Genomic DNA, 15847 nt, shown 5'->3' with positions numbered 1-15847 from the left:
CACGCCCGCCGGGATCTGACGTGGAAGGGGTCAGAAGTGCATCTGCGCGCGCAGTTCGAAGATCTCCGGCGTGCTGTGCACGCCGCGACGGCTGGCGTCGACCTTGACGTAGTTGGCCTGGAACTTGAAGTGGCTGGTCAGGTACCAGTTCGCACCCAGAGTGAGGTCGTGCTGGCGGCCGCCGAGGATGCTGCCATCGTCCAGGTCCATGCGGCTGTAACGGGCCACCAGTTCCACCGCGCCGTAGTCGTGCGCCGGCTTGATGTTGGCCACGGCACCGGCGTTGTACGGGCGCGATTCGCCGGTCAGCACCCAGCTGGCCATCGCGTACTGGCCGCTGCCGGTGTAGTCGGGCTTGCCGTCATGACGGGTGACCGTGGCGCGCAGGGCTTCGGCCTGCACCGAGAACGGGCCGCGGATCCAGATGCCTTCCAGGCCGGTGCGGCGGATCTGGTCGGCGGTGACCAGCGCGCCGGAATCGACATAGCGGATGTCGGTCAGGCCGGCTTCCGGACGTGCGCGCAGGCGCGCGCTGGCCTCGTGGTGCACGTCGCGGCCATCGCTGTAACCGCGCGGATTTTCCTGCGAGTAGGCCAGGCCCAGGTGGATCACGTCACCCGGCGCCTTCACCGGGGTCCACACCGCACGCACGGCCTGGGTGGTGCCCGGGTTGTCACCCTGCAGGTCCTTGCCGCCATAGGCGCCGGCCTGCAGCAGGTACTGCGGGCGCTCCAGCACCCATTCCACGCCGGTGCGGCGGCCTGCGTAGAAGGCCTGCACGGGCAGCGCGGTTTCCAGGAAGCTGCCGGCGCGCGAGGACGTGTTCGCGTCCAGACCGACCGGGGTCTTCATGTAGCCGAAGCGGAAGCGGCCGATGTCGCGGCCGAAGAAGGCCTTGCTTTCGAAGCGCACGAACACGTCCAGCCAGGTATCGGACTGGAAGTCGTAATAGACCATCGCGTCGTAGACGCCCTTCTTCTTCAGCGTCGCACCGAACTCCTTGCGGCGCACGGCGTCGTCGTCCTCAAGGCCGCTGCCCGAGGAGAAATCGTTGTAGTCGTAGGCGATGTTGGCGGTAGCGGCCAGCTCGGTGCCGTCGCCGAAGGCGTACTTGGTCGGCCAGTTGTCGAAATCGGCAGCCGAAGCGAAGGCGGGAAGCGCGGCCAGCGACAGGGCCAGCAAGGTGGGAATCGGGCGCATGTTGGGTGCGGCTCTCTCAGATTGCATGTGGACAGGACAACAACGGCCGCAAGGGCCGGAACTTTCGCAATGACGCGCCCGGCCGTTCAGCTCGGGCCACCGGCCTCCCCGTGATCGGGCGGTGCGGCGCCAGTGTAGGCACCGCGGCCACCTGAACCGGGGGGCTAGTACCAATAGGTTATCTGCGCCAGCGTGCCCGGCGCGTACAAAGGCGTCCATTGGTCGCACCCCCTGCGCGTGCTGCACAGGGCCTGCGGTCAGTTTCCACGGTAACGGTTCCCGTGCAGTCCCGGGGCCGTACGTGCCTGAAAACGCCCCTTCCGGAGTCCGCCATGCACATCCCGACCGCAGCACCGGTGCCTGCAAAGCCGTTGCCGATCTATCGCCAGCTGTACTTCCAGGTGATCGTGGCGATCGTCCTGGGCGCCATCCTCGGCCACTACGAACCGTTGATCGGCGAGAAGATGAAGCCACTCGGCGATGCCTTCATCAACCTGGTGAAGATGATCATCGCACCGGTGATCTTCCTGACCATCGTCACCGGCATCGCCGGCATGACCCACCTGCGCACGGTGGGCCGCGTATTCGCCAAGGCGATGGCGTACTTCCTGTTCTTCTCCACGCTGGCGCTGATCGTCGGCATGATCGTGGCGCACGTGGTGCAGCCCGGCGCCGGCATGAACATCAACCCGGCCGAGCTGGACCAGACCGCGGTGCACAGCTACGTCGAGAAGTCGCATGACCTGACCCTGGTCGGCTTCCTGATGGACATCATCCCGAAGACGCTGCTCAGCGCGTTCGTCGATGGCAACATCCTGCAGGTGCTGTTCGTGGCCGTGCTGTTCGGCATCGCGCTGGCATCGGTGGGCGAGAAGGGCAAGCCGATCGTGAACTTCCTGGAGGCGCTGGTCGCCCCGGTGTTCAAGCTGGTCCACATCCTGATGAAGGCCGCGCCGATCGGTGCCTTCGGCGCAATCGCCTTCACCATCGGCAAGTACGGTGTTGGCTCGCTGATCAACCTGGCCTGGCTGGTGGGTTCGTTCTACCTCACCGCCTTCCTGTTCGTGGCGGTCATCCTGGGCCTGGTCTGCCGCCTGTGCGGCTTCTCGGTGTTCAAGCTGGCGCGCTACCTGAAGGCCGAACTGCTGCTGGTGCTGGGCACCTCCTCGTCGGAGTCGGCGCTGCCGTCGCTGATGGAGAAGATGGAACGCGCCGGCTGCAGCAAGTCGGTGGTGGGCCTGGTGGTCCCGACCGGCTACTCGTTCAACCTGGACGGCACCAACATCTACATGACCCTGGCGGCGCTGTTCATCGCCCAGGCCACCAACACCGAACTGACCCTGGGCCATCAGATTGCCCTGCTGCTGGTCGCCATGCTCAGCTCCAAGGGCGCGGCCGGCGTCACCGGCGCCGGCTTCATCACCCTGGCCGCCACCCTGGCCGTGGTGCCGGAGGTGCCGGTGGCCGGCATGGCGCTGATCCTGGGCGTGGACCGCTTCATGAGCGAATGCCGCTCGCTGACCAACTTCATCGGCAATGCCGTGGCCACCGTGGTGGTCTCGCGCTGGGAGGGGGCGCTGGACCGCAACCGCCTGAAGCTGGCGCTGGATGGCCGCGAAAGCGAACTGCCGCCGCTGGTCGATGCCGTGCCCGAGGCGCTGCCGGCCAGGGGCTGATCCAGGTGTGTGGTACCGCGGGGCCGATCACGACAGTGGTACGGCCCCGCGGCGTTTCAAGGCGTCCCATGGCTGTCATGGGACGCACCGAAGCTGGTGTCGCGGTACCGTCGCATACGGCACGGAATTGTGCGGTCGCAGCATGCCTGCGACAGGATAGCGACAGGTCCAGACGCTCCAACGGGGGTATCATCCCCTGTCCCTTCTGCCCATTCATGTAACCCACATCGATGTCCAACGAAGATTTCAAACAGGCCGCCCTCGATTACCACCGGATGTCCCCGCCGGGAAAGATCAAGGTTTCCGCTACCAAGCCCATGCTGACCCAGCGCGACCTGTCGCTGGCGTATTCGCCGGGCGTGGCGTACGCCTGTGAAGCGATCAAGGCCGACCCGCAGCAGGCCAGCGAGCTGACCGCGCGCGGCAACCTGGTGGCGGTGATCTCCAACGGCACCGCGGTGCTGGGCCTGGGCAACATCGGCGCACTGGCCGGCAAGCCGGTGATGGAAGGCAAGGGGGTGCTGTTCCAGAAGTTCGCCGGCATCGATGTGTTCGACATCGAAGTGGATGAAACCGACCCGGACAAGCTGGTCGACATCATCGCCTCGCTGGAGCCGACCTTCGGCGGCATCAACCTGGAAGACATCAAGGCGCCGGAATGCTTCGTGGTCGAGCGCAAGCTGCGCGAGCGCATGAAGATCCCGGTGTTCCATGACGACCAGCACGGCACGGCGATCATCGTCGGCGCAGCGGTGCTCAACGCCATGGCGATCACCGGCAAGAAGATCGAGGAAGTGAAGCTGGCGACCACGGGCATGGGCGCGGCCGGCATTTCCTGCGTGAACATGCTGGTGCAGCTGGGCCTGAAGCCGGAGAACATCCTGGCCTTCGACCGCGAGGGCGTGATCCACACCGGTCGTACCGACCTGGACCCGGAAAAGCAGCGCTATGCGCGCGACACCGACAAGCGCACCCTGGCCGAGATCGTCGACGGCGCGGACATCTTCCTGGGCCTGTCGGCGCCGGGCATCCTGACTGCCGACATGGTCAAGACCATGGCGCCGGATCCGGTGATCTTCGCGCTGGCCAACCCGACTCCGGAAATCATGCCGGAACTGGCGCGCGCCGCCCGTCCGGATGCGATCATCGGCACCGGCCGTTCGGACTACCCGAACCAGGTCAACAACGTGCTGTGCTTCCCGTACCTGTTCCGTGGTGCGCTGGACGTGGGCGCGACCGCGATCAACGAGGAAATGAAGATCGCCTGCGTGCGCGCCATTGCGGCGCTGGCGCGTCGTGCGGCCACCGACATGGGCTCGGCCTACGGTGGCGAGACGCCGAGCTTCGGTCGTGAATACCTGATCCCGCGCCCGTTCGACCGCCGCCTGCTGGTGGAGCTGTCGGCCGCCGTGGCCCAGGCCGCGATGGACTCGGGCGTGGCCTCGCGCCCGATCGACGACATGGGCGCTTACCGCGACAAGCTGGCCCAGTTCGTCTACCGCACCAGCCTGATGATGAAGCCGGTCTACGACCGCGCGCGCAGCGACAAGCAGCGCGTTGTGTATGCCGAGGGCGAAGAGGAAGTGGTGCTGCAGGCGGTGCAGAACGTGGTCGATGACGGCCTGGCGCACCCGATCCTGATCGGCCGCCCGGAAGTGATCGAGTCGCGCATCGAGCGCCTCGGCCTGCGCCTGAAGATCGGCGAGAACGTTGAAGTCACCAACATCAACGACGACCCGCGCTTCAACGAATACTGGCAGTACTACCACGGCCTGACCGGCCGTCGTGGCGTGACCGTGGCCGCGGCGAAGAACCTGATGCGTTCGCGCCCGACCCTGATCGCTGCAGTGATGGTGGCCCGTGGCGAAGCCGATGCGATGCTGACCGGCATCGTCGGCCGTTTCCACAAGAAGCTGGGCTACGTGCGCAGCGTGCTGCCGCTGGAGCCGAAGGTCACCTCGACCTCGGCGATGACCGGCGTGATCAACCAGCAGGGCGTGTTCTTCTTCGTCGATACCCACGTGCAGGAAGACCCGACCGCCGAGCAGCTGTGCGAAGCGACCCTGCAGGCGGCCTACCGCATGAAGCTGTTCGGCATCGAGCCGAAGGTGGCGCTGCTGTCGCACTCCAACTTCGGCAGCCACGATTCGAAGGACGCGCTGAAGATGCGCCAGGTGCGCGAGCTGCTGCTCAAGCGCAACCCGCGTCTGAACGTGGATGGCGAAATGCAGGGTGACACCGCATGGGACGAAGCGCTGCGCCAGAAGCTGCTGCCGGGCTCGACCCTGCAGGGCCGTGCCAACCTGTTCGTGCTGCCGAACCTGGAAGCGGCCAACATCGCCTACAACCTGGTGCGTGTGTTCACCGACGGCGTGGCGATCGGCCCGATCCTGATGGGCGTGAACAAGCCGGTGCATATCCTGACCACCAGCGCGACCTCGCGCAGGATCCTGAACATGACCGCCATTGCGGCGGTGGATGCGCAGATCCGCAAGCAGCTGGAAGCGGAAAAGAAGGCGTAAGCCTTCTTTCCAGCGTCAGCTGCAGAAGCGCGCCCTCCGGGGCGCGTTTCTGTTTCCGCAAAGCGGAAACGGGTAGTGCCGGCCGCTGGCCGGCAACCGCAATCATGTCCACCACCACCGCAGCCGGCCAGCGGCCGGCTCTACCGCCCGCCGGCCTGTGCCACACGCGCTACGCCGCCCGGTCATGTCCCTGCAACGCCGTTGCGGCCCAATACGCCCACGCGGCCCGGCCGTGGGAAGGGACCGGACCGGCCTTCCCACCCTGGGCCCGACCAACTTTTCATGGGCGAGGGTGTCATGCGTAATCGAGTGACGCGGCGGTACTTCCAGCAGCTGTTCGCGCTCTACGCTGGCTTCGTGCGGTCGCGCTGAGGCGTAGAAGGCAGCGAGGTAGAGTCGACCGTTGGTCGACTATCGCGCGAAGCGCGGGGTTTTCGGTGGTTGAATCAAGGGCAGTCGACTAACTGTGATCTCTCTGTAGGTTGTTCATCCGGGACATCTTTGGAAAATGGCGGTTACCACACCTTTCCAGACCCCAAAGAGCCCGGATGAACCACCATAAAAATGCCCGTTTGACCGTCCATAGTCGAGCACTTCTTGTTCACCGCATCCTTCACGAGGGCCTGCGCCCGGAAGAAGCAGCTCAGGCGTGTGGCGTCAGCGTGCGTACGGCTTACAAATGGCTCGGCCGATTCCGGGAGTTGGGGCCATCGGGCTTGGAGAACCGCAGCTCAAAGCCTCACCAGACGCCGCACGCCACGCCGGAGCTGGTGGTCGAGCAGATCAAGGAACGCCGCCGTAAGCGGCAGACCTACCTGACCATCTCCAAGGCACTGGGGGTCGGCCACAGTACGATTTCAAGGCTGATGCGCGCCCACGGCCTCAATCGGCTGTGTCAGCTTGATTCGCCCAAGGAGGTCATCCGATACGAATATGATCAGCCAGGAGGGCTGCTGCACCTGGACATCAAGAAGCTGGGCAACTTCCAGCGGCCAGGGCACAGAACCGATGCCAAACGCCGGGGAAACGCCGCGGGCGGTGGCTGGGGCTACGTCCACGTGGCCATCGACGATCACTCCCGAGTGGCCTTCAGCAGCGTCCACCCCAACGAACAGGGCGAAACCGCCTGCCAGGCGTTGCTGGGCGCTCTGGAGTACTACGCCAGCCTGGGAATCACCTTCAAGCGGATCCTGACCGACAACGGTGCCTGCTATCGCTCCACCGCCTTTGCCAAGCTGCTCAAATCCCTTGGAATCAAGCACATCAGAACCAAGCCCTACACGCCGCGGACCAATGGCAAAGCCGAGCGCTTCATCCAGACCAGCCTGCGCGAGTGGGCCTACGCCTGCGAGTACGCATCCTCGGACCAGCGCAATTCCGTTCTGAACCAATGGCTGCACCACTACAACTGGCATCGTCCCCATATGGCGATCGGCGGCCAGCCACCTATCTCCAGAGTGCCGCTGAACAACGTAGTGGGTTTACACAACTAACAGTCGACTCTACCCATTCGACTCTACCCAGTCGCCCCGATATCCAGTCGACCACCCAGTCAGTGCCGCTTGCCGCGCCGTGCCGGCGCCGGCGGCGGTGCGTCCGAACGCGGCTTGGCGTACTGCGCCCACAGCGCCGGCAGTGCCTTGCCGGTATGCTTCTGCCACAGCGCCGGTGCATAGCGGCCGTCGCGCAGGGCCTTGTCCAGTGCCAGCACCAGGCCGGGATGTTCCGCCTCCGCCCACTTCAGGAACGCACCGGTCACCCGGTAGCCGCTGTCGACGTTCTGGCCCTTCTCGACCTTCACCGGCAATGCCCAGCCAGCGGCGGCGTTGTCCATGCCGTAGCGGTCGCGCGCGTAGTCGGCGATGCCTTCCACCAGCCAGCCCGGTACCCGTGCATCGCCGTAGCCGGGATACCCCTGCACGATGTGCATCGCCTCATGGGTGACCAGGTCGACGTCGTTCGGGTGTTGCGCCAGCCAACCCGGATTGATGGTGATCGTCGCTGCCTGGTCCTTGTCGCCGACGAAGGCGATGCCGGTGTAGGCCGGATCGATCACGATGCGCACCATTGACGGCGCAGCGGGATGGAAGTCCGCACGTTCGCGCAGGTACGCGAAGAAGAACGTATCGATCACCCGCTTGCGCTGCGGTGCGGCCAGGGCGCCACGGGCGTCCTGGTAGTTCAGCGTCACGCCGTCGCGGGTCAGCTGCGTATCGAACGCCTGGGTCTGGCCGAAGCTTGAGAAGGACAGGGCAACAAGGGCCAGAGGCAGTAGACGGAAGCGCATGCAGCTCATTGTACGGTGCCGGCCGCCAGCAGTTCGATCTCCGCCAGCGGCAGCCGTGCCGGTGCCGCCAGGCGCAGGCGGTACTCGCTGTAACGACCGGGTTTGGCGATGCGGAACGGACGGGTCTGGCGGGCGGATTCGAAGTCTTCGCCGCTGCGCTGGTCGAGCACGGCCCAGCTGCCGCCGCCGTTGCGCGCCTCCAGCGTCCACTCACCGCCCTGGATGCGGCCGTCACCGCTGGTCAGCGTGTACATCGTCGGGGTGCCCTCGGCCAGGCCGGTCAGCGAGATGGTTGCACCGGCGCCCAGACCCACCGTGGTGCCGGCATCGTCATCGACCAGCGCGGGCAGGGCACGGCCATCGGCCAGCGTCGCCTTCGCGCCGCTGCCGAGCAGGTCGTGCAGCAGCTGCGGGTGCTGGCCGCGCGCGGTCAACGAGCGCGGCACATCGTCCACGCCGCTGCCCCAGCGCGAGGGGCGGGGTCCCATCACGAAGTCGAGGGTCGCGCCCTTGGCGATCAGGTCGTGCGGCACCCAGGTCTTCGTCCACGGCGTACCGTTGATCTTCAGCGACTGCACGTAGACGTTCTCACGCGAGTTGTTGGCCGCGTTCACGGTCAGCACCGCGCCACCCTGCAGCTCCACCCGTGCATGCTCGAATGCCGGCGAGCCGATCACGTACTCCGGGGCGCCCATGCGCAGCGGGTACAGGCCCAGCGAGGCCAGTACGTACCATGCCGAGGTCTCGCCATTGTCCTCGTCGCCCGGGTAGCCCTGGCCGATCTCACTGCCCACATACAGCCGCGACAGGATCTCGCGCACGTGCTGCTGGGTCTTCCACGGCTGCCCGGCGTACAGGTACATCCACGGGATGTGGTGCGCCGGCTGGTTGCTGTGCGCATACATGCCCATGCGCACGTCGCGCGCTTCGGTCATCTCGTGGATGGTGCCGCCGTACGAGCCGGCCAGTGCCGGGTCCGCGGTTTCAGGTGTGGCGAAGAAGGTATCCAGCTTCGCCGCCAGCTTTTCGCGGCCGCCATACAACGCGGCCAGGCCTTCGCCATCGTGGGCGGCGGTGAAGGCGAAGGTCCAGCCATTGGATTCGGTGTAGTCGTGGCCCCACACGCGCGGATCGTAGGCCTTTGCGTCCACGCGCCAGCGACCATCGGCCCTGCGGCCCTGGAAGAAGCCTGCCGCCGGATCGAACATCGTCGCGTAACTGGCGGCGCGATGGCGGAAGTAGTCGGCCTCGGTGCTGTAGCGCTCGCGTGCGGCGGGCGCGGTCGCGCGCTTGGCCAGGGCATCGGCCATGTTGGCGATGCCAAAGTCATTGAGTGCGCCTTCCATCGTCCACGACATGCCTTCGTGCACGTCGGCACTGGCATAGCCGCGGAAGGTCGAACGGTTCATGCCCTTGCGGCCGACATGGCGGTCCGGCGGCACCACGGTCGCGTTCTTCAGCGCGGCGGCATAGGCCTCGGCCGGATCGAAACCGCCGACGCCCTTCAGCCATGCATCGGCGAAGGCCACATCGGAGCTGGTGCCGACCATGAGATCGGCGTAGCCCGGCGACGACCAGCGTGCGATCCAGCCGCCGGCGCGGTACTGCTCGATGAAGCCCTGCACCAGCTGCCCGGCATCGTCGGGCGTGAACAGCGCATAGGCCGGCCAGGTGGTGCGGAAGGTGTCCCAGAAGCCGTTGTTGACGAATACCTTGCCGTCGCGCACGGCGGCATAGCTGCGGGTCGCGCTGCCCTCGGTGTTGTCATCGCTGGCGCTGGCCTGGTTGGCGTAGCGCCATTCCGGTGCGGCGGCGCTGCCCACGTTCTCATGGCCGGAATTGGGGTACAGGAACAGCCGGTACAGGCTGGAGTACAGCGTGGTCTTCTGGTCGTCGCTGGCATCGCCGATGTCGAAACGGGCCAGGCGCGCATCCCATGCATCCTGCGCGCGGCCGGCCACGCTTTCCAGTGTATCGGCGGCGGCCATTTCCAGGGCCAGGTTGTGCCGTGCCTGCTCCACCGAGATCAGCGAGGTGGCGATGCGCATGGTCACCCGCCGGTCGCTGCCGGCATCGAATTTGATGTAACCGGTCGGTCGGCCGGTGTTGAGACGCCCACTGCTGCGCCACGGCCTGTCGAAGCTGGCCACCACGTACATGCGACTGGCGCCGTTGGACAGCCCGCTGCGCGTATCGGTGTAGCCGGACAGTGTCTGCGTGGCAGCGTCCAGAGTCAGGCCACCGCGTGCATCGACATTGTCGAACAGCAGGTTGGCGTCGCCGCCCTCGGGGAACTCGAAGCGGAACAGCGCGGCATGATCGGTCGGCGCGATGGCGGCCGCGATGCCGTTGTCGAAGCGCACGTCGTAGCGATACGGGCGCGCGCTTTCATGGCTGCGCTCGAACGACAGCGCGCGCTTGCGACGGTCGGCCTCCGGCACGCCACGGCTGGCCGAGGGCATCACCTGGAAGGTCTGGCGGTCGCCCATCCACGGGCTGGGCTGATGGCTCAGCGCAAGCGCCTGCAGCTGCGGGCGGTTCTGTGCGTCGTTCTGTTCGTTCCAGCGGTACAGCCAGTTCAGTGCGCCAGCATCGGTCACCGGGGTCCAGAAGTTGAATCCGTGCGGTACCGCGGTGGCCGGGAAATTGTTGCCGCGCGAGAAGGTGCCGTTGGCCTGGGTGCCACGGGTGGTCAGCACCCAGTCGGAGACGCGCGCTGGCTGCTGACGTGGCACTGTGTCCAGGCGCACGTCATCGATCCAGCCCGAGACCGGTGCACCGTCGGCACTGGCCACCTCCAGTTCGATCGCCAGCACGCGGCGGCCCTTCAGCGCGGGCACGTCGCCCAGCCGCACCGCCTTGCGCGCCCACTGCTGCGGATACAGCGTCTTCGAATCGCCCTGCGCGCGCGCACCGATGGCCACGCCATGCTGGTCGCGTGCAGCGCTGGCCGAAACGCGGCTGCCATCGTCCAGCAGCAGGTCCAGTGACACATAGGTCGAGGCCACGGTGTCCTTGCCGACGATCTCCGGCAGCACCAGCCACGACAGGGTGGTATCGGCCTCGATCGGCAGGTCGGTCTTGAACAGCTCGCGTCGCGCGCTGCCGCCTTCGCTGCTGTAGCGCAGTGCATGCAGGCCGCTGTAGCCCGCATTGCGCTTGGCGGCGTAAGGCGCAGCAGGGCCGTTGCCGATCGTGACCTGCAGTGCGCCTGCGGCCGGTGCCGGAGCCGGCTGGCCCGGTTCGAACGAGGTCTGCAGTCCCTGTGCCAGCACCGGCATCGCGGTAGTCGCACAGGCCAGGGCCAGGGCGAGCGGAAGCAGGGCGCGGCGTGGATCGGACAGGGTCATGCAAGGGTCTCCCGGAAGGGCAGGCGGCGGGCAGAACCCGCATCGGCGGACACCACGGACAGCATCGCTCCGCCCGCCGGGATGGCAGTGGAAGAAGCGATACCGGTCCGGTGGGGGCGGGCCATGCGATCGGGTTGGATTGGAGTGGGCCGGTTTACGACCTGGCCCGATCCTGCAACAGCCGTGGCAACCTGACAAGTGCCATTTAGTTCGATCCAAATGCAGGAAATATCGTTGTCGGCGGATTTTCGGCGTGAACCTGCAGGATCGATCGGGAATTTCCGCCGGCACCCCGTCCCGAGGTGGCATGCAAGGCCGCAGGGAATCGGCCCGGTACGCGCAAAGACCCGTTGCGGCGCAATGTCGGCGTGGCCCAGATGCTAGAATCACAGGCCTCGCAACCCGTTCATCGACATCCGCCATGAGCCATACCGCCACTGCGCCCGCCAACGCCGAGAAGCGCTACACCGTGCACCGCAGCGATCTGCCGCTGAGCTGCCCGACCCCGGAAATGGCGCTGTGGAACTCGCATCCGCGCGTGTACCTGCCGATCGAAGACGAACCCAATGGCGAAGCGCAGTGCCCGTACTGCGGTTCCGTGTTCGTGCTGGCCGACTAAGCGGCCGCCCCTTCGATGCGCCGATTGACCGTGGTGCAGTTGCTGCCGGCGCTGCACTCCGGCGGTGTCGAGCGCTCGACCCTGGAAATTGCTGCGGCCCTGGTCGCTGCCGGCCATCGTGCGCTGGTGGTCTCCGCCGGTGGCCGCCTGGTGCAGCCGCTGCTCGATAGCGGTGCCGAGCACCTCACCCTTGATATCGGCCGCAAATCGCTGCTGACCCTGCGCCACCTGCCGACCCTGCGCCGCCTGTTCGCTGAAGTTGGCGCCGACATCGTGCATGCCCGTTCGCGGCTGCCGGCCTGGCTGGGCCTGTACGCGATCCGCGCGATGCCTGCCGCACAGCGCCCGCATTGGGTGACCACCGTGCACGGGTTGAACTCGCCCAGCCGCTACAGCGCGGTGATGACCAGCGGTGAACGCGTGATCTGCGTGTCCAATACCGTGCGCGACTATGTGCAGCGGCACTACCCCACGGTTCCCGAAGCGAGGCTGCAGGTGATTCCGCGCGGCGTCGATGTCGCACAGTTTCCCCGCGTGGCCCGCGCCGACCGTCGGCCACGACTGGCGCTGGCAGCCGATTACCCGTGGCTGGCGCAGGTTGAGGGCCCGCTGCTGCTGCTGCCGGGGCGGGGTACCCGGCTGAAGGGGCATGCTCATGCGCTGCAGTTGCTGGCGGATGTGCGCGCGGCCGGTGTGCCGGCACAGCTGTGGATGCTGGGCACCGATGAACCCGGCCGTGAAGCCTACGTGGCCGACCTGCGCCGGCAGGCGGCTGCTTTGGGCGTGACCGACGCCGTGCAGATCAGCACGCCGACCGCGCGTATCGCCCAGGCCTATGCGGCCAGCGATCTGGTGCTGCAGCTTTCGGACAAGCCCGAAGCGTTCGGCCGCACCGTGGTCGAAGCGTTGTCGGTCGGTCGCCCGGTACTGGGCTGGGACCATGGCGGCGTCGGCGAACTGCTGCAGCAGCTGCAGCCGGCCGGCGCCGTGCCGCTGGGCGATGCACGGGCGCTGGGTGAACGTGCGCTGGCCCTGCTGGCGCAGCCGCCGTCCTTGCCGAGCCGCATCCCGTTTACCCTGCAGGCCATGCAGCGCGACACCCTCCGCCTCTATGCCGACCTCGCCGGCTGACCCCGCAACCCTCGTGCGCGAGGACCGCGCCGGACGCTGGGCGCCGTGGTGGGTGCTGGCCTACGTGGCGCTGTGGCCGTTGCCGGGCATCGCTGAAACCGTGCTGGGTCTTGGTGCGCTGTATGCCGCGGTGCGCATGATCATGCGCCGCCTGCAGCGCCGCCCGCACCTGCTGACACCCGCCGCGTGGGCGCTGACCTCGATCCTGTTCCTCGGTTACTGGCTGCCGCAGGCGTTCTCCGCCTTCGATGCGATCGATCCGGCGGCGTCGTGGACCAAGGCGGCCGCCGGCCTGCGCTATCTGCCCTTCATGTGGCTGGTGGCGATCGCGGTGGCCACGCCGGAACGCCGGCGGCTGACCTTCGGTGGCCTCGCATTGATTACCGCTGCGTGGACGCTGGATGCACTGGTGCAGGCGGTCGTGGGTACCAGTCCGTGGTTCTGGTCACTTGAGCAGCTGAAGTTTGCAGTAAGCGGTCACGCGTTGTGCCCGGCCAGCGAGGCAGCATGGGTCGATCGCCTCAGTGGCGCGCTGGGGCCGTGCAACCTGAAGTTCGGCCAGGTGCTGGCCAGCCTTTCACCGTTCCTGTTGCTGCCGCTTGCGCGCCGCTTCGGCAATCCAGGGTGGGTCCTGGCTGCGGCGGCGCTGGGCTGCGTGCTGCTGCTGGCCGGCTCGCGCGCGTCGTGGATCACCTTCGCGCTGGTGCTGGCCTACAGCGGCGTTCGCCAGTTCGGCTGGAAGCGGTTGGTGCTGCTGGGGCTGGTCGCTGTGCTCGGAGCGGGTGTGCTGACCGCCAGCGTGCCGCAGCTGCGTGAGCGCTTCGCACGTACGGCGATGGCCTGGGAGGGGAGCGAACGCGGTGTCGACGAGGCGTTGTCGGGGCGCGCGCGGATCTGGGACGCTGCGGCCTGCATGATTGAAGAGCACCCGATCAACGGGGTCGGCGCGCGCGGTTTCCGCGATGCCTATCCGGCCTGCGTGTCTGGCGACGAACCGGCGGTGTGGGGCGATGCCCCGGCGTTGCATGCCCATCAGATCGTGCTGGAAATCCTTGCCGAAACCGGCGTGCTGGGCCTGCTGTTGTGGCTGGCCGCCGTCGCCCAGGCGTGGCGCGCCTGGCGTTTCGCACCGCCCGCGGCCCGTGACCGCGCGCGCCCTGCGATGCTGGCGCTGGCGGTCACCGTGTTCCCGCTCAACACCCACCTGGCGTTCTATTCCGCGTTCTGGGGTGGCCTGACCGTGCTGTTGGCCGCGTTGTTCGCCGGCAGCCTGTTGGCCCGCGAAACGGATGACACGCCGACGGTGGTGTGATCGTCCATCCACGCATGGCGTGGCTCTACTCCACGTACCGAACAAACGTCCCCATGGTGGATCCACGCCATGGCGTGCATGGGGCGGTCACCGAACGAACGTCGCCGTAGTAGATCCACGCCATGCGTGGATGGGGCTTTACCGACGCAAACACGCGCCAACCTCCACTAGCCGTGCCTCCGTGTGTATCGCACGCTGAGGCCATGGCCAGCCCAAGACTCCGCTACGGTCGTTACTCCTGCACCGGTAACGTCTATTCACTGACTACGGTAACCCTCGATCGTGAACCCTTCTTTGCCGATGCTTCCAACGTAGCGATTCTGGTTGAAGCACTGCGCTTCGTAGAGCGCAAGGGCGTGAGCCACAGCTTCACCTGGGTGGTGATGCCCGACCATCTGCACTGGTTGATGGAATTGCGCGGGGGAACCCTGGCCGAGTGCATGGCCCTGCTCAAATCACGCAGCAGCCGGCTGCTGAATCGGCGATTGGAGCGGCGAGGGTCGCTGTGGCAGCACGGTTACCACGATCACGCCGTACGCAGCGATGAATCCCTTCACGAGAAGGCGATGTACATCCTGGCCAATCCGGTCCGTGCGGGCTTGGCGTGCGTGATGGGGGAGTACCCGTACGCCTGGTGCCGCTGGCCGTTGCGAATCCCGGCACGGAATCGAAGAGCATCCACGCATGGCGTGGATCTACTTCAGAATGCCCCACGTCATTGAATCCACGCCATACGCGGATGAAGCCGCACAAGGCAGTAGATCCACGCCATGCGTGGATGAAGCCATCCCTCCAACCGCTACTTGTAGAAATCGCTCCGGCCGCCGGGCTGGCGCTTGAACCGCCGATGGATCCACAGGTACTGGTCCGGGGCTTCGCGCACCATCTCTTCGATGGCCTGGTTGACCCGCGTGGTATCGGCTTCCACATCCTCGCTGGGGAAATTCTCCAGCGGTGCGCCGATCTTCAGGAAGTACTTTCCGCCCTCGCGGCGGTGGAAGTACGGAATCACCGCGCAGCCGGTCATCCGCGCCAGCTGGTGGGTGGCGGTAATGGTGGATGCGGTATGGCCGAAGAACGGCACGAACACGGTGTCCTTGCCACGCATGTCCTGATCCGGCGCATACCAGAGGAAGCCGCCCTTCTTCAGGTGGCGCACGGTCGCGCGGATGTCCTCGTTGGCGAACATCGCCTTGGCATAACGCAGGCGGCCGAACTTCACCGCCCATTCGTACACCGGGTTCTTGTGCTTGCGGTACATGCCTGAAAGATCGACGTAGTCGCACAGCAGGCGGCCGCACATCTCCAGGGTCATGAAGTGGCCGGACACCAGCAGCACGCCGCGGCCTTCGGCCTGCATCTGCCGCAGATGCTCGAGGCCTTCGATCTTCACCTGCGGGCGGATGCGGTCGATGCTGCCCCACCAGGCGCGGATGCACTCGAGCACGCCCACGCCCAGCGCGTCGAAGCTGTCGCGCACCAGGCGCTGGCGCCAGGCTTCGTCCTTCTCCGGGAAGCACAGCTGCAGGTTGACCTCGGCGGCGCGACGGCGGCTGCCGAGCAGGCGCCAGCTGATCCAGCCGACGCCCCGGCCGAGCGCACGCTGCAGCATCCACGGCAGGCGGGCGATGGCGAAGGCGCCGAGCATGGCGGCGAACATCGGCCAGTTGCGGGGATCGCGCAGCGACGGGCGGACGGCGGTGGTGGCATCTGACATGGCGCCATTCTACCAACCCGGCTGCGTGTCTTT

At 66.6% G+C, this 15847-nt stretch carries 11 protein-coding genes; 7 read left to right on the top strand and 4 right to left on the bottom strand.

What is annotated here, in order from left to right; all coding sequences use genetic code 11:
* Window positions 1-30: 30 nt before the first annotated feature.
* Window positions 31-1200 carry an OprO/OprP family phosphate-selective porin gene (locus tag ACZLIB_RS19160; RefSeq protein WP_071228137.1) on the bottom strand — a complete coding sequence of 390 codons (1170 nt, stop codon included), beginning with the start codon at window positions 1198-1200 and terminating at the stop codon, window positions 31-33.
* A 332-nt stretch (window positions 1201-1532) separates the two neighbouring features.
* Here ACZLIB_RS19160 and ACZLIB_RS19155 point away from each other — a divergent pair, with 332 nt between their 5' ends.
* The 3 genes from ACZLIB_RS19155 (at window position 1533) to ACZLIB_RS19145 (ending at window position 6891) form a co-directional block, all read left to right on the top strand.
* Window positions 1533-2876, top strand: a complete 1344-nt coding sequence (locus tag ACZLIB_RS19155) for a dicarboxylate/amino acid:cation symporter (protein WP_032129107.1) — start codon at window positions 1533-1535, stop codon at window positions 2874-2876.
* A 230-nt stretch (window positions 2877-3106) separates the two neighbouring features.
* Window positions 3107-5398, top strand: a complete 2292-nt coding sequence (locus ACZLIB_RS19150; RefSeq protein ID WP_032129106.1) for an NADP-dependent malic enzyme — start codon at window positions 3107-3109, stop codon at window positions 5396-5398.
* 548 nt (window positions 5399-5946) lie between these two features.
* Window positions 5947-6891, top strand: coding sequence for an IS481 family transposase (locus tag ACZLIB_RS19145; protein WP_478469944.1), 945 nt, complete (start codon window positions 5947-5949; stop codon window positions 6889-6891).
* A gap of 59 nt (window positions 6892-6950) precedes the next feature.
* On the opposite strand, the gene ACZLIB_RS19140 is transcribed toward ACZLIB_RS19145, so the two are convergent.
* A complete protein-coding gene (locus tag ACZLIB_RS19140) occupies window positions 6951-7694 on the bottom strand; it encodes a basic secretory protein-like protein (RefSeq protein ID WP_478468435.1) in 744 nt (247 codons plus the stop codon).
* Entirely contained in the window at window positions 7691-11035 is a 3345-nt protein-coding gene (locus tag ACZLIB_RS19135) for a GH92 family glycosyl hydrolase (RefSeq protein WP_478468434.1), read from the bottom strand. The genes ACZLIB_RS19140 and ACZLIB_RS19135 overlap by 4 nt, the downstream gene beginning before the upstream one ends.
* Window positions 11036-11456: 421 nt before the next feature.
* Between ACZLIB_RS19135 and ACZLIB_RS19130 the strand changes: the two genes are divergently transcribed.
* The 4 genes from ACZLIB_RS19130 to ACZLIB_RS19115 all read left to right on the top strand — a co-directional run bounded on the left by ACZLIB_RS19130 (window position 11457) and on the right by ACZLIB_RS19115 (window position 14819).
* Window positions 11457-11654: a zinc-finger domain-containing protein gene (locus tag ACZLIB_RS19130; protein WP_005410967.1), complete on the top strand. Its 198-nt coding sequence runs from the start codon at window positions 11457-11459 to the stop codon at window positions 11652-11654.
* A gap of 15 nt (window positions 11655-11669) precedes the next feature.
* Complete coding sequence (locus ACZLIB_RS19125; RefSeq protein WP_049398385.1) at window positions 11670-12785, top strand: glycosyltransferase; 1116 nt, start codon at window positions 11670-11672, stop codon at window positions 12783-12785.
* Window positions 12766-14097 (top strand): O-antigen ligase family protein, encoded by a 1332-nt coding sequence (locus ACZLIB_RS19120; protein WP_049460789.1) that lies wholly within the window; start codon window positions 12766-12768, stop codon window positions 14095-14097. The genes ACZLIB_RS19125 and ACZLIB_RS19120 overlap by 20 nt, the downstream gene beginning before the upstream one ends.
* Before the next feature lie 203 nt (window positions 14098-14300).
* Window positions 14301-14819: an REP-associated tyrosine transposase gene (locus ACZLIB_RS19115; RefSeq protein WP_478468433.1), complete on the top strand. Its 519-nt coding sequence runs from the start codon at window positions 14301-14303 to the stop codon at window positions 14817-14819.
* A 77-nt stretch (window positions 14820-14896) separates the two neighbouring features.
* Here ACZLIB_RS19115 and ACZLIB_RS19110 read toward each other — a convergent pair whose 3' ends face one another.
* Entirely contained in the window at window positions 14897-15814 is a 918-nt protein-coding gene (locus ACZLIB_RS19110; protein WP_049398382.1) for an LpxL/LpxP family Kdo(2)-lipid IV(A) lauroyl/palmitoleoyl acyltransferase, read from the bottom strand.
* Window positions 15815-15847: the final 33 nt, after the last annotated feature.

This window comes from Stenotrophomonas sp. 220_Sma (assembly GCF_056487375.1).
The sequence above is the reverse complement of the archived record's forward strand: the minus strand, read 5'-3'. Positions and strand labels throughout refer to the sequence as shown.

What these genes read in the sequence shown, in the direction of transcription:
- ACZLIB_RS19160 (WP_071228137.1), bottom strand. Translation starts at nt 1,200, where the DNA reads ATGCGCCCGATTCCCACCTTGCTGGCCCTGTCGCTGGCCGCGCTTCCC.
- ACZLIB_RS19155 (WP_032129107.1), top strand. Translation starts at nt 1,533, where the DNA reads ATGCACATCCCGACCGCAGCACCGGTGCCTGCAAAGCCGTTGCCGATC.
- ACZLIB_RS19150 (WP_032129106.1), top strand. Translation starts at nt 3,107, where the DNA reads ATGTCCAACGAAGATTTCAAACAGGCCGCCCTCGATTACCACCGGATG.
- ACZLIB_RS19145 (WP_478469944.1), top strand. Translation starts at nt 5,947, where the DNA reads ATGAACCACCATAAAAATGCCCGTTTGACCGTCCATAGTCGAGCACTT.
- ACZLIB_RS19140 (WP_478468435.1), bottom strand. Translation starts at nt 7,694, where the DNA reads ATGAGCTGCATGCGCTTCCGTCTACTGCCTCTGGCCCTTGTTGCCCTG.
- ACZLIB_RS19135 (WP_478468434.1), bottom strand. Translation starts at nt 11,035, where the DNA reads ATGACCCTGTCCGATCCACGCCGCGCCCTGCTTCCGCTCGCCCTGGCC.
- ACZLIB_RS19130 (WP_005410967.1), top strand. Translation starts at nt 11,457, where the DNA reads ATGAGCCATACCGCCACTGCGCCCGCCAACGCCGAGAAGCGCTACACC.
- ACZLIB_RS19125 (WP_049398385.1), top strand. Translation starts at nt 11,670, where the DNA reads ATGCGCCGATTGACCGTGGTGCAGTTGCTGCCGGCGCTGCACTCCGGC.
- ACZLIB_RS19120 (WP_049460789.1), top strand. Translation starts at nt 12,766, where the DNA reads ATGCCGACCTCGCCGGCTGACCCCGCAACCCTCGTGCGCGAGGACCGC.
- ACZLIB_RS19115 (WP_478468433.1), top strand. Translation starts at nt 14,301, where the DNA reads ATGGCCAGCCCAAGACTCCGCTACGGTCGTTACTCCTGCACCGGTAAC.
- ACZLIB_RS19110 (WP_049398382.1), bottom strand. Translation starts at nt 15,814, where the DNA reads ATGTCAGATGCCACCACCGCCGTCCGCCCGTCGCTGCGCGATCCCCGC.